The following is a 15,350-nucleotide window of genomic DNA, read 5'->3' as shown; positions in this document are numbered from 1 at the left end:
GCCGCGTCTCGGCGGCCGCCCCCACGGCGGCGCGCGGCCCACTCCGCTCCCACGATGGCAGAGGACATGCCGTTCCGGCCAGACCCGCCCGAGTCCGGGGGCGGCCGGGACGGCGCCGCACGCCGTCGTCTTCCGCCTACCTCTGACCGGCGAAACCGGCGATCGGTTCGCCGGATCGCCGAATTCCCGCTCCGGCCCGGCCGGACGGAGGCGGCTCAGTGGAAGTTGCGGGCGCGGACCCTGCCGGGGACGGGGAGGCGGCGCAGCCGTGTCGCGCGGACGCTCGTCACGCCGTCGGCACGTTCCAGCCGCCCGGAGACGAGGAGCGCCTGGGAGTCGACGGCGAGCGCCCGGTGCCGCCGGAACACCGGGGGCGGGCAGACGACGTTGACGACGCCGGTCTCGTCCTCCAGCGTCATGAACACGATGCCGCCCGCCGTCGGGGGCCGCTGCCGGTGGGTCACCAGGCCCGCGACGACGACGTTGGTGTCGGGCGGGGCCTCGGCGACGCGGGTCGCGGAGAGAGCGCCGAGCTCGTCGAGGGACGGGCGGACGTGCGCGACCGGGTGGGTGTGGGACACCCCGGTCGCCCACAGGTCGGCGAGGGTCTCCTCCACCGGGGTCATGGCGGGCAGCGCGGGGGCCTGCGCGCCCGGAGTGACGCCCTCCAGCCGTCCGGGGCCCGATCCGGCCAGCGCCCCCGCCGCCCACAGCGCCTCCCGGCGGGACAGCCCGAAGCAGCCGAACGCGCCCGCCGTGGCGAGGGCCTCCAGCGCGCCGGCCGACAGCGGGACGCGGCGGGCCAGCTCCTCCATGCTCGCGTAGGGGCGGCCGTCCGCGATGGCCTTCGCCGTCTCCTCACCGAGGTCGCGGACACCGGCCAGGCCGACCCGGATCGCCGGCTGGGGCTCCTCGGGGGCGTGCGGATGGTCGCTGCGCACCTCGACGGGCTCCTCCAGGACGGGATGGACGTCGCTGGCGTTGATGTCGACACCCCTGACCACGACACCATGGCGGCGGGCGTCGGCCAGGAGGCTCTGCGGCGAGTAGAACCCCATCGGCTGGTTCCGGACCAGAGCGGCGGTGAAGGCGGCTGGGTGGTGCCGCTTCAGATAGGCGCTCGCGTAGACGAGATGGGCGAAGCTCTGCGCGTGGGACTCCGGGAACCCGTACCCGGTGAAACCCAGGATCTTCTGGTAGACGCTCTCCGCGACGTCCTCGGGGATGCCGCGCTCGGCCATGCCGTCCATGAGCCTGCGCCGGAGGCGCTCGACACGCTCCGGCGCCCGCTTCGCGCCCATCGCCTGGCGCAGCTCGTCCGACTCGGCCGGGGTGAAGCCGGCGCAGTCCACGGCGAGCTGCATCATCTGCTCCTGGAACAGCGGGACGCCCAGGGTGCGCGCGAGCGCGGGCTCCATGAGCGGGTGCGGGCACGCGGCGGGCTCCAGGCCCTTCCTGCGCCGCAGGTAGGGATGGACGGACCCGCCCTGGATCGGGCCGGGGCGGATCAGCGACACCTCCACCACCAGGTCGTAGAACCTGCGGGGCCGCAGCCTCGGGAGCGTCGCCATCTGCGCGCGCGACTCCACCTGGAACACCCCGACCGTGTCGGCGTCGCACAGCATGTCGTAGACGGCCGGGTCGTCCGGCGGGATCGACTGGAGGTCGTACCGGCGTCCGTGGTGCCGCGCGACCAGGTCGAAGGAGTCGTGCAGGGCCGCGAGCATGCCGAGGCCCAGCAGATCGAACTTGACGAGCCCCGCCGTCGCGCAGTCGTCCTTGTCCCACTGCAGGACGCTGCGGTCCTTCATGGCGGCCCACTCGATGGGGCAGATCTCGCCGACGGGCCGGTCGGCGATGACCATGCCGCCCGAATGGATGCCGAGGTGCCGGGGGAGGGTGAGCATCCGGTTCGCCAGCTCCATCACGGGCGCGGGGATGTCGTTCTCCGTCCCGACGGGGTCGCGCGCGTCGATGCTCTTCGACCAGGCGTCCTGCTGCCCCGGCGAGTACCCCAGGGCGCGCGCCGCGTCCCGGACGGCCATGCGCGGCCGGTAGGCGATGACGTTCGCGACCTGCGCCGTGCACTCCCGCCCGTACCGGCCGTACACGTACTGGATCACCTCCTCCCTCCGGCGGTGCTCGATGTCGAGGTCGATGTCGGGCGGGCCGTCGCGTCCGGGGGAGAGGAACCGCTCGAACAGCAGCCCGTGCCGGACGGCGTCGACCCCCGTGATGCCGAGCGCGTAGCAGACCGCCGAGTTGGCCGCCGACCCGCGCCCCTGGCAGAGGATCCCCCGGCGCACGCAGAACTCCACGATGTCGTGGACGATCAGGAAGTACCCCGGGAACCCCAGGCCCTCGATGACGTCCAGCTCCCGGGCGATCTGGGCGTGCGCCCCCTCGACGCGCTCGCCCTCCGGCGGCCCGTACCGCCTGAGCGCGCCCTCCGCCACCAGGTGCCGCAGCCAGCTCGCCTCGGTGTGCCCTTCCGGGACCGGCCGGTCGGGCAGCCCGGGGGCCACCACCCGGAAGTCGAACCGGCACTCGCGGGCGAGGTCGACCGTCCGCTCCCGCACCCCGGGGAACCGCGCGAGCCTCGCCGCCATCTCGGCCCCGCTCCGCAGGTGGGCGGTGCCGGTGGTCAGCCACCCCTCCATGCGGTCCAGGCTCCGCCGCGCCCGGACGGCCGCCAGCGCCTGGGCGAGTCGCGCGTCCGCCCCCGGCCCCGCGAAATGCACGTTGTTGGACGCCACGACGTCCACGCCCACCCGCCCGGCGAGGTCGAACAGGGCGTCGTTGCGGTGGTCGTCGTCCGGCAGGTCGTGGTCGACGAGCTCCACGAAGACGTTCGCCCGCCCGTACCTCTCGGCGAGGTCCCGCAGTGCCCGCTCCGCCGCCTCGGGGCCGCCGCTCTCCAGCGCCGCGGGCACGGCCCCCTTCCGGCACCCCGTCAGGACCGCCCAGTGCCCGCCGTGGGCGGCGGCCAGCTCGTCCGGTTCGTACACCGGACGCCCCTTCCGGCCGCCCCGCAGCTGCGCCGCCGTGATCGCCCCGCACAGCCGCCCGTACCCCTGCGCGCCGCGCGCGAGCACGAGCAGGTGCCGCCCCGCCGGATCCGGCTCCCCGGCGCGCGGGCCGGGGGCGCCGAGGCCCAGTTCCGCGCCGAACACCGTCCCGATACCGGCCTCGCCCGCCGCCCGCGCGAACTGGACGGCGCCGTACATCCCGTCGTGGTCGGTGACGGCCATGGTCTCCACCCCGAGCCGCGCCGCCTCCGCGACGAGCGCCTCGGGCGAGCTGGCGCCGTCCAGGAAGCTGAACGACGAATGGCAGTGCAGCTCCGCCCACGCGACCCCGCTCAGCCGCGGCGCCGGAGCGGCCGCCTCCGGCGCCGGTCCCGGCTCCGGTGCCGGAGGGCTCTGCGGGACCCGCCACGAAAGGCGCTCCTCCAGCTCCCGCCAGGGAACAGGCGGATTACTCCACCCCATGGGTCACCTCCCTCCGCACGGCCCCGCGCCCGCGACCGTCAGTCATAGGACGCCTCCAGGTGCCACTGGCCGGATTCCACGGCCAGGAGGTAGGCGTTCCCGTCGTCGGTGGTGACCTGGAAGCGGGCGCGGCGCCGCGATCGGGGCGGGTCCCACCAGCGCTCGTCGGCGGGCCAGGGGCCGGTCCAGGCCGTCACCGCCGCCGATTCCCCGCCCAGGGTCACGGTCGCGGGCGGGGCGGAGACGGCGCAGCGCGCGGAGACCCTGACGGGGCGGCCCATCGCGTCGGCGACGGCCGCCGGAACCGGCGACGCGGGCACCACGGCGGGAGCGGGGCCGGTCAGGCGGCCCGGCCAGGGGCCCTCGGGGACGCCGGCGGGCGGCAGGTCGCCCATCGGCACCTTCGCCACCTGCTCGCCGGGGGCCCGGCCGCCGGTCAGGACCGGCCGCGTGACCGCGTGATGGCCCAGGAGGGCCTGGACGCGGTCCGCCGCGCGGGTGATCCGATCCGTGACGGTGCCGCGGCCCCAGAGGACCTCCTGGGATCCCTCGTCCGGGATGAGCTGGTCGGGCGCCAGCTCCACCCAGGTGACGCCGCCCCAGACGGCGTCGTCGTCGGCGGGTGCCTCGACCCCGTGCTCGTCCGTGCCCGGCGTGGGGCGGGAGGCGCGCCAGGCGGACAGCTGCCACCGCACCCGCTCCGCCACCGCGAGGGCTGACAGGCGGCCGTCGTGCCGCCAGCGGCGGTGGACGACGTGGCCGTCCGCGAAACCGATCCCGACCTCCAGCCGGACGCACGTCATGCCACCGGCGGCGAGGCCCCCGTGCAGGTCGCCGGCCAGGCGCTTCGCCGCGAACACGACCTGCTCGTCCCGGGCGGCGGGGGGATCGAACGCGGCGCGGACGGAGAGGTCCGCGGTGGCCGGGCCGGGCGCGATCGGGCGGGGCTCCTCACCTCGCGCCAGGCGGTGCGCGAGGGCCCCGTCCGCGCCGAACCGCGCGGCCACGTGGCCGGACGGCAGCGCGGCGAACGCGCCCAGCGTCTTCACGCCGAGCCGCGCCAGGAGGTCGGCCAGCGCGGGACGGCCCAGGACCGACAGCGGGTAGGGCGCGAGGAAGGCCGCCGCGCCGCCCTCCGGCACCACCACGCCGCCCTGGCCGGCGCGTGCGGCCAGTTCGGCGGCGAAGAGGCCGTCCGCGACACCGGATCCGCAGTCGTGCCCGGCCTCGACCACGGTGTCCTGGACGAGGATCCGCAGCGCCTCCTCGCCGCCGTAGAACCGGGCGGGCCCGGACGCGGGGATCGCGCACAGGCCGGGCCGCACCACCTCCACGCGGGGCGCCAGTTCGGCGACCGCCTCCACGACGGCGTCGAACAGCCGCCCCTCGGCGCCGGTGTCGCGCTCGCGGACGACCAGGCCGGGGCACCGGCGCTGGGCGTCCCGGAGGCGCTGGCCGCGCCGCACGCCCTCCGCGCGGGCCGCCGCCGTGCAGGCGGCGATCCGTCCCCGGTCGACGGCCGCCCCCGGCACGGCCGCCTCCACGCCGACCGCCGTGGCCGGCCAGTCGGGGCACCACACCGCCAGCACGCGCGTCACGCGCCCTCGCTCAGGAGGGGGCGCGGGGCGGGCGGGAGGAGGACGGGCCGGTGGGCGGGGGCGCCCGCGCTCACGCGCGCGTCGCCGCCGGGGACGACGGCCTCCAGGGGCGGGACGGCGACGGGCGCGACCGTGCCGTCGGCGGCGGGGAACCAGAGGCGCGTGCGGCGGGCCGGTCCGTGGTCCTGCGCGACGACGTCCGCCTGGCGCGCCGTGAGCCGCCCGTGGCCGTCCGCCAGGCCATGCCAGGTGACGGCCTCCAGGCGCAGGCTCAGGCGGACGGCCGGCCAGGCGTGGGCGTGCGGGCCGGTCAGGGCGAGGACGCAGCCGTGCCTGCGGGCCAGCGCGGACAGCCGGCGGACGGCGGGCCCGCCGGGGCGGTCCGCCGGGTCGAGCAGGATCAGGTCGACGGCCTCGGTGAGGGCGGCGACCACATCCGGCCAGCGGTCGCCGGGGTCGTCGACGAGCAGCAGGCGGTCCGGGACGGCGCCCATGGCGGCCGCCGCCGCGACGCCGAAGCCGGGGACGCCGACGACGGCGCACCACCCGCCGGCGCCGTCCGGACCGCTGTGCCGGGAGACCCCCGCCACCAGCGCCAGGCCCAGGGACGCGGCGCCGCGGCCGGCCAGGCCCACCGGCGAGCCGGGGCGCAGCCCGCCCGGCAGGACGCCGCGCAGCGCGGGGAGCACCGGGAGGCCCTCGCGGAGGGGGGCCGTGCCCACCGCGTCCATGCCCACGGCGTCCATGCCCACCGCGTCCATCGCGCGCAGCGCCGCTTCGGCCACAACCGGCCCTCCTCTCCCGTCCTCCCCAAATTTCGAACACAGGTTCGACTTCTGTCAAGTCGTCGCAGGTCACAGACCGCTCCAACGGGGTTTCCGCAGGACTCGGAAAGCCCGATGGCGCCGGTGTTGCGGCCACTTTTTTGGGGAATTGTCGGACGATCGATCGGGAGGAGCGTCATGGGACTCACCGTCGCGGTGACCGGACCCACCGGAGAGATCGGCACGTCGGCGGTGCGGGCGCTCGAGGAGGACGAGCGGGTCGAGCGGATCCTCGGCATGGCGCGCCGCCCGTTCGACCCCGCGTCGCGGGGGTGGCGCAAGACGGAGTACCGCCGGGGGGACGTCCTCGACCGGTCGGCCGTCCGGGACCTGGTGGGCGGCGCGGACGTCGTCGTCCATCTCGCCTACGTCATCATGGGATCGCACCAGGAGAGCGAACGGGTCAACCTCACCGGCTGCCGGAACGTCTTCGAGCTCACGGCCGCCGCCCCCCGCGCGCGACGCCTCGTCTACACCTCCTCCGTGGCGGCCTACGGGTACCACCGGGACAACCCCGCGCCCCTGACGGAGGACGTTCCGGCCCGCGGTTCCGCCGAGCACTACTACTCGGCGCAGAAGGCGGCGTGCGAGCGGCTGCTGGCGGAGGCCACCGAGGGCGCGGATCTGGACGTGTACGTCTTGCGCCCCTGCGTCGTCGCGGGGCCGGAGGCGACCGTGCTGGTGCGGAACCTGCCGTGGGAGCAGGCGGCCTCGTACGTCCCGTCCCCCGTGCGGAGGGCGCTGGGGACGGTGCCCGGGCTGAAGCCCGTCCTGCCCGACCCGGGCACGCGGTTCCAGCTCGTCCACCCGGCCGACGTCGCGTCCGCGATCGTGGCGGCGGCCCTGGGGGACGGCCCGCCCGGCGCGTACAACCTGGCGGCGGACGACACGATCACCGTGTCGGACTTCGCCCGCGCGGTCGGCGCGTACGCGGTGCCCGTGCCGGCGGAGCTGGTCGGGATGACCGCGGAACTCGTCGGGCTGCTGCCGGTGAAGCCCGCCAGGCTCGAGTGGGTGCACGCGGTCCGGTACCCGATGCTCGCCGACACCTCTCGGGCCAGGGACCGCCTCGGCTGGCGCCCGCGCCACAGCTCGCGGGACGCGCTCGAGGCGATGACGGCCGGCCCGGAGGACGGGTAGCGCGGGCCGGACGGCCCGGATCCGGCCGCCCTGTCGCAGGGGTCCGGCATCATGGGGTTCGTGACGAGACCAGGGAGCCCTCCGGGCCATGGGGCTCCTCCGAGGCCGGTGGTGCTCGAGGCGGTTCTGGAGCGCGTCACGTACGCGAACGAGGACACCGGCTACACCGTCGCCCGGGTCGCCACCGAGAGAACGGGCGCCGACCTGCTGACGGTCGTCGGGGCGCTGCTCGGCGCGCAGGTGGGGGAGAGCCTCAGGCTGACCGGCCGGTGGCGCTCGCACCCGAAATACGGCAGGCAGTTCGAGGTCGACTCCTACACGACGGTCCTCCCGGCCACCGTGCAGGGGATCCGCCGCTATCTGGGCTCCGGCATGATCAAGGGGATCGGGCCGGTGATGGCCGACCGGATGGTCGGCCACTTCGGTACCGACATCCTCCGTGTGATCGAGGAGGAGCCGGAGCGCCTGGTGGAGGTTCCCGGCCTCGGCCCCAAGCGCACGAAGCGGATCGCGGACGCGTGGGAGGAGCAGAAGGCCATCAAGGAGGTGATGGTCTTCCTGCAGGGCGTCGGGGTCTCCACGTCCCTCGCCGTCCGCATCTACAAGCAGTACGGGGACGCGTCCGTCCAGACGGTGCGCGAGCGGCCCTACCGGCTGGCGTCCGATGTGTGGGGCATCGGGTTCAAGACGGCCGACACGATCGCGCAGGCGGTCGGCATCCCCCACGACAGCCCGGAGCGCATCAAGGCCGGCCTCCAGTACACCCTCTCGGAGGCCGCCGACGACGGCCACTGCTTCCTGCCGGAACCGAACCTCGTCACGGCGGCGGAGAAGATCCTGGGCGTGGAGCGGGACCTGATCCTCCCGGCCCTGGACGAGCTGGCGCGGGACGAGGGCGTCGTGCGGGAACCGATCCCCGGCCGGGGGGACGGCGCGGCGACGATCCCCGCCGTCTACCTGGTCCCGTTCCACCGCGCCGAACGCTCCCTCGCGCGCGGCCTGCGGGAGCTCCTGGACGCGCCCACCGACCGCCTCAAGGCGTTCGCCGACGTCGACTGGGACAGGGTCCTGCCGTGGCTCGGGCGGCGGACCGGGGCGGACCTCGCACCCGAGCAGGAGGAGGCCGTCAGGCTCGCGCTCACCTCGAAGGTGGCCGTGCTGACCGGCGGCCCCGGATGCGGCAAGAGCTTCACCGTCCGCTCCATCGTGGAACTGGCCGCCGCCAAGAAGGCGAAGATCGTCCTGGCCGCCCCCACCGGACGCGCCGCCAAGCGCCTCGCCGAGCTGACCGGCCACGAGGCCGCCACTGTCCACCGCCTCCTGCAGCTCCAGCCGGGCGGCGACGCGAAGTTCGACCAGGACGAGCCCCTGGACGCCGACCTCGTGGTCGTGGACGAGAGCTCCATGGTCGACCTGATCCTCGCCAACAAGCTCGTCAAGGCCGTCCCGCGCGGCGCCCACCTGCTGTTCGTCGGGGACGTCGACCAGCTGCCGTCCGTCGGGGCGGGCGAGGTGCTGGCCGACCTGCTCGCGGCGGAGCGGATCCCCCGCGTCCGGCTCACGAGGATCTTCCGGCAGGCGCAGCGGTCCGGGATCGTGGTCAACGCCCACCGCGTGAACTCCGGCGAGCACCCGCAGACCCGCGGTTTCCCGGATTTCTTCCTGTTCCCCTGCGAGGAGCAGGAGGAGGCGGCGGAAGTGACCATCGATGTCGTCGCCAACCGCATCTCCCGCAGGTTCGGCCTGGATCCGCGCCGGGACGTCCAGGTCCTCACCCCCATGCACCGGGGCGTGGCCGGCGCGGGCGCCCTCAACCAGCTCCTCCAGGACGCCCTGACCCCGCACGACGAGGGCCGCCCCGAGCGCCGGTACGGCGGGCGCGTCTTCCGCGTGGGCGACAAGGTGACCCAGCTGCGCAACAACTACGACAAGGGCGAGGCGGGGGTCTTCAACGGCACCGTGGGGGTGGTCACGTCGGTCTCGCTGGAGGAGAACACCCTGACCGTCCGCACGGACGAGGACGAGAGCATCGACTACGCCTTCGACGAACTGGACGAGCTCGCCCACGCCTACGCCATCACCATCCACCGCTCGCAGGGCAGCGAGTACCCGGCCGTGGTCCTCCCCTTGACGACGGGCGCCTGGACGATGCTCCGCAGGAACCTCCTCTACACCGGCATCACGCGCGCGAAGAGGCTCGTCGTGCTGGTGGGGTCCCGGCGCGCGCTGGCCGCCGCCGTCCGCACCGCCGGCGCGGGCCGCCGGCACACCGCGCTCGCCCACCGGCTCGCCTGACCGCCCCCGCCCCCGCCCGCCGGGGCGTCACCGGAAGCGGTACGGGCTGCCGGAGTCCCGCGCCTCGCGCTCGGCGGCCGACGCGGCGGTCTCGGCCGCGCGCCGCAGACGGTGCCCGGCGCGGCGGACGACCCGCAGCGGCCGCTCGGGCAGGTGCCGCTCCGCCCCGCGATGCCGCCGCCACTGCTCCCGCGCGCGGGTGCGGTGCTCGACCCGCAGGTGCTCCAGGAGCCGCGCGAGGTCCATGGAGATCTCCCCGTACAGCGGCCAGCGCTCGGACCCGCCGCCGCGCTCCCGCAGCATCCGCGCGAGCCGCTCCCGGTGCCCGTGCGCGACGCGGATGCACCGGTCCAGTTCCTCCTCCGCGTGGTACGGGAGCGCGTCCCGGTCCAGGTCGGACCGCGCCAGCAGGCCGTAGGCGGCGATCGTGCGCGCGAGCGCGCCGACCATCTCCGCGAACTCCGGGCGGAGCGCCCGGTCGGTGAGGACGCGGCCCGGTCCGTCGAGCCGCTCGTCGTCGGCGAGCGACCGCATCAGGCCGCGCAGCGACAGCGTGAAGTGCTCCATCGTCTCCACCGCGTTGCGGAGCGCGACGCCCGCGTCCACGAACCGCCGCGCGCGGGGGTTGAGGCGGACGCTCTCCTCCGCGGCGCCCAGGGCGCGGTCGGTGCGGCCGATGTCGTGGGCGAGGCGCTCGGTCTCCGCCTGCCAGTGCGCCGCCTCGTCCTGCCTGGGGACGCCCTGGAGGTCGTCGGCGACCCCCTCCAGGAGCGAGGCGAGCCGGGTGGAGATGTCCTCCACGGCCTCCTCCGCGGGGCGGACCCGGACCGAGGGGACGAGCAGCGCGGCGGCGAGGCCCGTGGCGGCGCCGATGAGGGTCTCCACGATGCGCCCGGCGGCGGCGGAGTGGCTGGCCGATCCGAGCGCGAAGATGAGCATCGCGCTGATCGGCACCTCCAGGATGTGCTCGCCCAGCCGCAGGCCGTGCCCCACGGTGAGCGCGGCGAGGATGGTCATGCCGAGGCTCCACCAGGAGAACCCGACGGTCTCCGCGAAGGCGACCGCCAGCAGGACCCCGGAGGCGACCGACAGGACCCGCATGATGCTGGACCTGATGGTCTCGTAGACCGAGTACTGGACGACGAGCAGCGCGGTGAGCGGCGCCAGGAGCGGCCGCGACGCGTACATCGGGAGCAGGGCCAGGGCGATCAGGAACGCCGCGACCGCGGTCAGCGTCAGGCGCGCGATGCGGAACACGGTCGACTGCACCTCGGTCGCGACCTCGAGCGACGGCCGCGCGGCGCGGTCCGGACGATGGAAGAAGGACAGCGTCATCGACGCCCTCCTTCCCCGGCGAGGGCAAAGCCACGGCCAACGCCCCGCCCGATTTGGTGATTTCGGGCATGTCGGTATTGCCGGGTCTCAGTGCCGCCAGCGGACGGTGGCGGCGACCTCCTCCGGCGACGCCCCGTCCAGAAGGGCGATCTCCCCGCGCCGGACGGTCGCGACGGTGTCGGCCACCACCTCGCCGAGGGCGTCCCGCAGCACGGCGTCCGCCTCGAAAGCCGCGACCGACGCGCCGAGCGAGGACGGCAGGGCGGCGATGCCCCGGGCGGCGCGCTCATCGGCGTCGATGCTCGCCGGATCCACCGTCACGGGGTCGGGCAGGGCGGCCTCCGCGGCGATGCCGGCCCGTCCCGCCGCGAGCACGGCGGCGAGGGCGAGATACGGGTTGGCCGCGCCGTCGATGCACTTGACCTCGAGGTTCGCGGCCGTCGCGCGCTCCCCGTCCGCGCCCGTGACCAGCCGCAGCGCGGCCTCCCGGTTCTCCAGTCCCCAGCAGGCGAACGCGCCCGCCCAATGGGACGGGACCAGCCGCAGGTACGAGGCGACCGACGGGGCGCAGACCGCCAGCAGCGCCGGCAGCCGCTCCAGGATCCCCGCCGCGAACGACTCGCCGGCCGGGGACAGGCCGTGGGGCCCGTCCCCGCCCGTCATCATGTTGACCTTCCCGTCCCGCCACAGGCTCAGATGGACGTGCATGCCGTTCCCGACCGAATCGGCCTCCACCTTCGGGGAGAACGAGGCGGCCAGGCCGTGCTCCATGGACACGGCCCGGATGCTCTCCCGGACGAGCACGGCCGTGTCCGCCGCGCCCAGCGGGTCCTCCGCCGCGACCGAGACCTCGTACTGCCCGGCCGCGTACTCGGGGTGCAGCTGATCCACCGACACCCCGGTCGCCCTGAGGGCCGCGAGGAGGTCGCGCAGGTAGCCGGACAGCTCGCTCACCCGGGTCATCCCGTACGCGGGGCCATGGCAGGCGGGCGAGAACCCGTCCCCCTCACCGTCCGACACCGCCCACTCGATCTCGAACGCCGCCCTCACCGACCACCCGCCCCCGGCCAGCCGCGCCATCTCCCGGTGCAGGAGCGCGCGCGTGTCCAGCGGATGCGCGGTGCCGTCCTGCGCGTACCGGAACGCGGGCGCGTGCGCCCACCCGGGCAGCGCCGCCAGCGGGACGAGCCGATCCAGATCGGGGTGCAGCCGCAGGTCCCCGACCGGGCCGCCGACGTGCCGGCCGGGCGCGATGGAGTCGTCCACCAGGTACGCGTCGAACACCGGCGACATCCCGACGCCCCATGCGGCGGCGTGCTCCAGGCGCCCGATCGGGACCGTCTTGGTGCGGGTGATGCCGCCGACGTCCACCCAGGTCAGCGCCACCGCCTCGATGCCCTGACCGGCCAGCCGCCGGGCCGCCTCGGCCGCCCTGGCCCCGAGCGCCGCCCGCGCCCGGCCGTCGAGATGTCCGATCTCTTCCACGTGTGCTCCCCGGTCGCCCGGCGGCCTGGGCGCGCCGGATGGTGCGCCCCGTCCCGCACAGGCATCGTAGGAACAACAGAGCGCCGTCGCGGGGAGGAGAGAGAGGGTGTCGTGCCGACTCGGCTGGAATCACTGCCACTGATCGACCACCACTGCCACGGCGTCCTCGGCGCCGACCTCGACCGCGGCGCGTTCGAGGAGCGGCTGACCGAGGCGCGGGACGGGCAGGCCCCGGGCGTCTCCGTGTTCGACTCCCAGCTCGGATTCGCGCTCCGCCGCTGGTGCCCGCCCGTCCTCGACCTGGAGCCGCACGCGGACCCGGACACCTACCTGGAACGCCGCGCCGCCCTCGGCGCGGCGGAGGTGAACCGCCGCTTCCTGGAGGCCGCGGGGCTCCAGGCCCTCTACGTGGACACGGGCCACACCCCGCAGGCCATGCTCGGACCCGAGGAACTGGGCCGCCTCGCGAGGGCCGACGCCCGCGAGATCGTCCGCCTGGAGAGGCTCGCGGAGGAGACGGCCGCGGACGGCGTCGGCGCCGCGGACTTCGCGTCCGAGATCCGCGAGCGCCTCTCGGCCCGGGGCGCCGTCGGCGCCAAGTCCATCGCCGCCTACCGCGCCGGCCTGGAACTGGGCGGGGAGCGCCCGTCCGGCACCGAGGTCGCGGCCGCCGCCGGACGCCTCATGCGCGCCGCGCGACCCCGCGTCGACGACGAGGTCCTGCACCGGTTCCTGATCTGGTGCGCGGTCGACGCCGGCCTGCCCGTCCAGTTCCACGTCGGCTACGGCGACGCGGACACCGACCTCCGGCGCGGCGACCCGCTCCTGCTCACCGGCCTCCTGCGTGCGATCGCGCCGACCGGCGTCCCGATCGTCCTGCTGCACAACTACCCGTTCCACCGGAACGCGGGCTACCTCGCGCAGGTGTTCCCGAACGTGCACGTGGACGTCAGCCTCGCCACCCACGGCGTGGGGCAGAGGGCGTCCACGGTCATCGCGGAGCTGCTGGAACTCGCCCCGTTCGGCAAGGTCCTGTACGCGTCCGACGCGTTCGCCCTGGCGGAGCTGTACTACCTCGGCTCCGCCCTGTTCCGCCGCGGCCTGGCGTCCCTCCTGGAGGACGGCGTCCGCGAAGGCGCGTGGACGTACGCCGACGCCGGTCGCGCCGCCCGCCTCATCACCTCCGCCAACGCCCGCCGCGTCTACGGCACGTGATCCGGGCCGCCGGCGGGGGCGGACGCCGCCAGCGCCTGAAGGACGTCGGCCACCAGGTCCCCGGTGTTCTCTATGCCGGCGGAGAGGCGGACGAAGCCGGGCGGGACCGCGTCGCCGCCCCAGCGTCCGCGGCGTTCCGCCATGCTGTGGACGCTGCCGAAGCTCGTGGCCTGGCCGACCAGCCTCAGCGACCCGAGGAACCGTTCCGCGGACGCCTCGTCCGGGAGCGTGAAGGAGACGACGCAGCCGAAGCGCCGCATCTGGCGGGCCGCGATCTCATGCGCGGGGTCGTCGGGCAGTCCGGGGTAACGCAGTCCCGAAACGCCGTCGCGTCCCCGCAGCGCCTGCGCGATCGCCAGGGCGTTCGCGCATTGGCGGTCCAGCCGGACTTCCAGCGTGGCCAGGGAGCGGTGCGCCAGCCACGCCTCCATGGGGCCGGGGACGGCCCCCACGGTCTTGCGCCAGAGCCGGACGGCCTCCGCGATCCCGGGATCGCGGGTGGCGACGTGGCCGAGCAGGAGGTCGCCGTGGCCCGTCATCGCCTTGGTGTCGCTGGCCAGGGAGATGTCCGCGCCCAGATCGAGGGGGCGCTGCCCGAGCGGCGTGGCGAGCGTGTTGTCCACGGCCACCAGGGCGCCCGCCCGGTGGGCGGCCTCGCAGACGCGGGTGATGTCGCAGGTGTCGAGGTTCGGGTTGGACGGGGTCTCCAGGTACACCAGGCGCGCCCCCTCGAGGGCGGTGAACACCGCGTCCCCGGTCGTCGGCACCATGCGCACCTCGGCGCCGTACGACTCAAGGCGCTCCCGCAGCATGCGGGTGGTCTGGTAGCAGTCGTCCGGCATCACGACCGCGTCGCCCGCCCTGACCAGGGACAGGAGCACCGCCGAAACGGCCGCCATCCCGGACGCGAACGACGTCGCCTCGCCCCCGCCCTCCAGCTCGGCGATCGCCGACTCCAGGAGGGTCCACGTCGGATTCGTGTCGCGGCCGTAGGTGTAGGGGCCGGCGGGTTCGCCGGGCAGGTGGTAGTAGGCCGCGAACACCGGCCCGGGAAGGGAGGGGGTGTACTTCTCCGCCGGTGGCCGCCCCGCGTTCACGGCCGTCGTTCCGTCCCCGTACATCGCCCTGTGCCCTCCCCTGAGCCGGCCTCCATCGTCTCGCACCTCGCTGACCGGGCATGACGCGGGGCGGCGCTACCGCGTGGTGCAGACCCAGGTGATCCAGCGGCCGCCGCCCGCGTTGGAGATCGCGTCGCTCGTGGCGGCGGACCGCGTCTTGCCGCTGCCGCCCCAGTACTTGTTGGTCCTGGGGTTGAACGCGACCGCGCCGCAGCCGTCGACGAAGGTCGTGAGGACCTTGCAGCCGGAGGTCGGGCACTCGTTGAGCGCCCTTCGCCGGGCGGCGGCCGGGGAGTCGTAGTCCCATGCCTTGCCGATGGCGCCGTTGCGGCCGACGGCGATGGCCCCGTAGTTCTGCGGCGGCGGAGAGTAGGTCGTCTCCGGGGTGGTCGGCGTCGAGGGCAGCGTCGGAGGGGTGAAGCTCGGCGGGGTCGGGATGTCCAGGGTGGTCCGCGCGGCCACCGGTGCGCGCGGTGTGTCGTCGGAGCCGGACACCAGCCACACGAAGGCGCCGCCGAACACCAGCACGAACGCCCCCGCGACGGCCAGCACGATGAAGACCACCGCGGCGTTGCCGTTCGGCGGCGGCGGAGGACCGGGCGGACCCCAGCCCGGAGGGCCGGGCGGACCGCCCGGAGGGCCGGGCGGACCGCCCGGAGGGCCGGGCGGACCGGCCGGAGGCCCGTAGCCGGGCGGACGGCCGCCGTACGGCGGCTGAGGAGGTTGCATGGTGACCGCTCCCCGCGATGCGTCGATTTCAGGAGGATCATAGCGATTTCGTCCGCAGACAAAGTGGCAAAAATATGACAATTCCCAACGGGCGTTACGGCCGGAGGCGTGTCGGCGCCG

At 75.2% G+C, this 15,350-nt stretch carries 10 protein-coding genes; 3 read left to right on the top strand and 7 right to left on the bottom strand.

The window, feature by feature from the left end; all coding sequences use genetic code 11:
• Positions 1–215: 215 nt before the first annotated feature.
• From IE99_RS0118980 to IE99_RS0118970, 3 genes are read right to left on the bottom strand one after another with little or no spacing between them, the layout of a single operon-like run.
• Complete coding sequence (locus IE99_RS0118980; protein ID WP_030172255.1) at positions 216–3,491, bottom strand: error-prone DNA polymerase; 3,276 nt, start codon at positions 3,489–3,491, stop codon at positions 216–218.
• A gap of 38 nt (positions 3,492–3,529) precedes the next feature.
• Positions 3,530–5,089 carry a DNA polymerase Y family protein gene (locus IE99_RS0118975; RefSeq protein ID WP_030172253.1) on the bottom strand — a complete coding sequence of 520 codons (1,560 nt, stop codon included), beginning with the start codon at positions 5,087–5,089 and terminating at the stop codon, positions 3,530–3,532.
• Positions 5,086–5,874 carry a hypothetical protein gene (locus IE99_RS0118970; protein WP_211258858.1) on the bottom strand — a complete coding sequence of 263 codons (789 nt, stop codon included), beginning with the start codon at positions 5,872–5,874 and terminating at the stop codon, positions 5,086–5,088. The genes IE99_RS0118975 and IE99_RS0118970 overlap by 4 nt, the downstream gene beginning before the upstream one ends.
• A 177-nt stretch (positions 5,875–6,051) precedes the next feature.
• Here IE99_RS0118970 and IE99_RS0118965 point away from each other — a divergent pair, with 177 nt between their 5' ends.
• Positions 6,052–7,053, top strand: coding sequence for an NAD-dependent epimerase/dehydratase family protein (locus IE99_RS0118965; RefSeq protein WP_030172249.1), 1,002 nt, complete (start codon positions 6,052–6,054; stop codon positions 7,051–7,053).
• A 51-nt stretch (positions 7,054–7,104) separates the two neighbouring features.
• Positions 7,105–9,348: an SF1B family DNA helicase RecD2 gene (gene recD2, locus IE99_RS0118960; protein WP_051712749.1), complete on the top strand. Its 2,244-nt coding sequence runs from the start codon at positions 7,105–7,107 to the stop codon at positions 9,346–9,348.
• A 27-nt stretch (positions 9,349–9,375) separates the two neighbouring features.
• On the opposite strand, the gene IE99_RS0118955 is transcribed toward recD2, so the two are convergent.
• Entirely contained in the window at positions 9,376–10,683 is a 1,308-nt protein-coding gene (locus IE99_RS0118955) for an FUSC family protein (RefSeq protein WP_051712747.1), read from the bottom strand.
• 87 nt (positions 10,684–10,770) lie between these two features.
• Complete coding sequence (locus tag IE99_RS0118950) at positions 10,771–12,168, bottom strand: type I glutamate--ammonia ligase (RefSeq protein WP_211258857.1); 1,398 nt, start codon at positions 12,166–12,168, stop codon at positions 10,771–10,773.
• 111 nt (positions 12,169–12,279) lie between these two features.
• Here IE99_RS0118950 and IE99_RS0118945 point away from each other — a divergent pair, with 111 nt between their 5' ends.
• Positions 12,280–13,383 carry an amidohydrolase family protein gene (locus IE99_RS0118945; protein ID WP_030172238.1) on the top strand — a complete coding sequence of 368 codons (1,104 nt, stop codon included), beginning with the start codon at positions 12,280–12,282 and terminating at the stop codon, positions 13,381–13,383.
• Here the strand turns inward: IE99_RS0118945 and IE99_RS0118940 are convergent.
• Positions 13,371–14,504: a cystathionine gamma-lyase gene (locus tag IE99_RS0118940; RefSeq protein WP_030172235.1), complete on the bottom strand. Its 1,134-nt coding sequence runs from the start codon at positions 14,502–14,504 to the stop codon at positions 13,371–13,373. The genes IE99_RS0118945 and IE99_RS0118940 overlap by 13 nt on opposite strands.
• Positions 14,505–14,576: 72 nt before the next feature.
• Positions 14,577–15,065: a DUF4189 domain-containing protein gene (locus IE99_RS0118935; RefSeq protein WP_084219629.1), complete on the bottom strand. Its 489-nt coding sequence runs from the start codon at positions 15,063–15,065 to the stop codon at positions 14,577–14,579.
• Positions 15,066–15,350: the final 285 nt, after the last annotated feature.

This window comes from Spirillospora albida (assembly GCF_000718255.1).
In the GTDB taxonomy this organism is placed as follows: domain Bacteria; phylum Actinomycetota; class Actinomycetes; order Streptosporangiales; family Streptosporangiaceae; genus Spirillospora; species Spirillospora albida.
The sequence above is the reverse complement of the archived record's forward strand: the minus strand, read 5'-3'. Positions and strand labels throughout refer to the sequence as shown.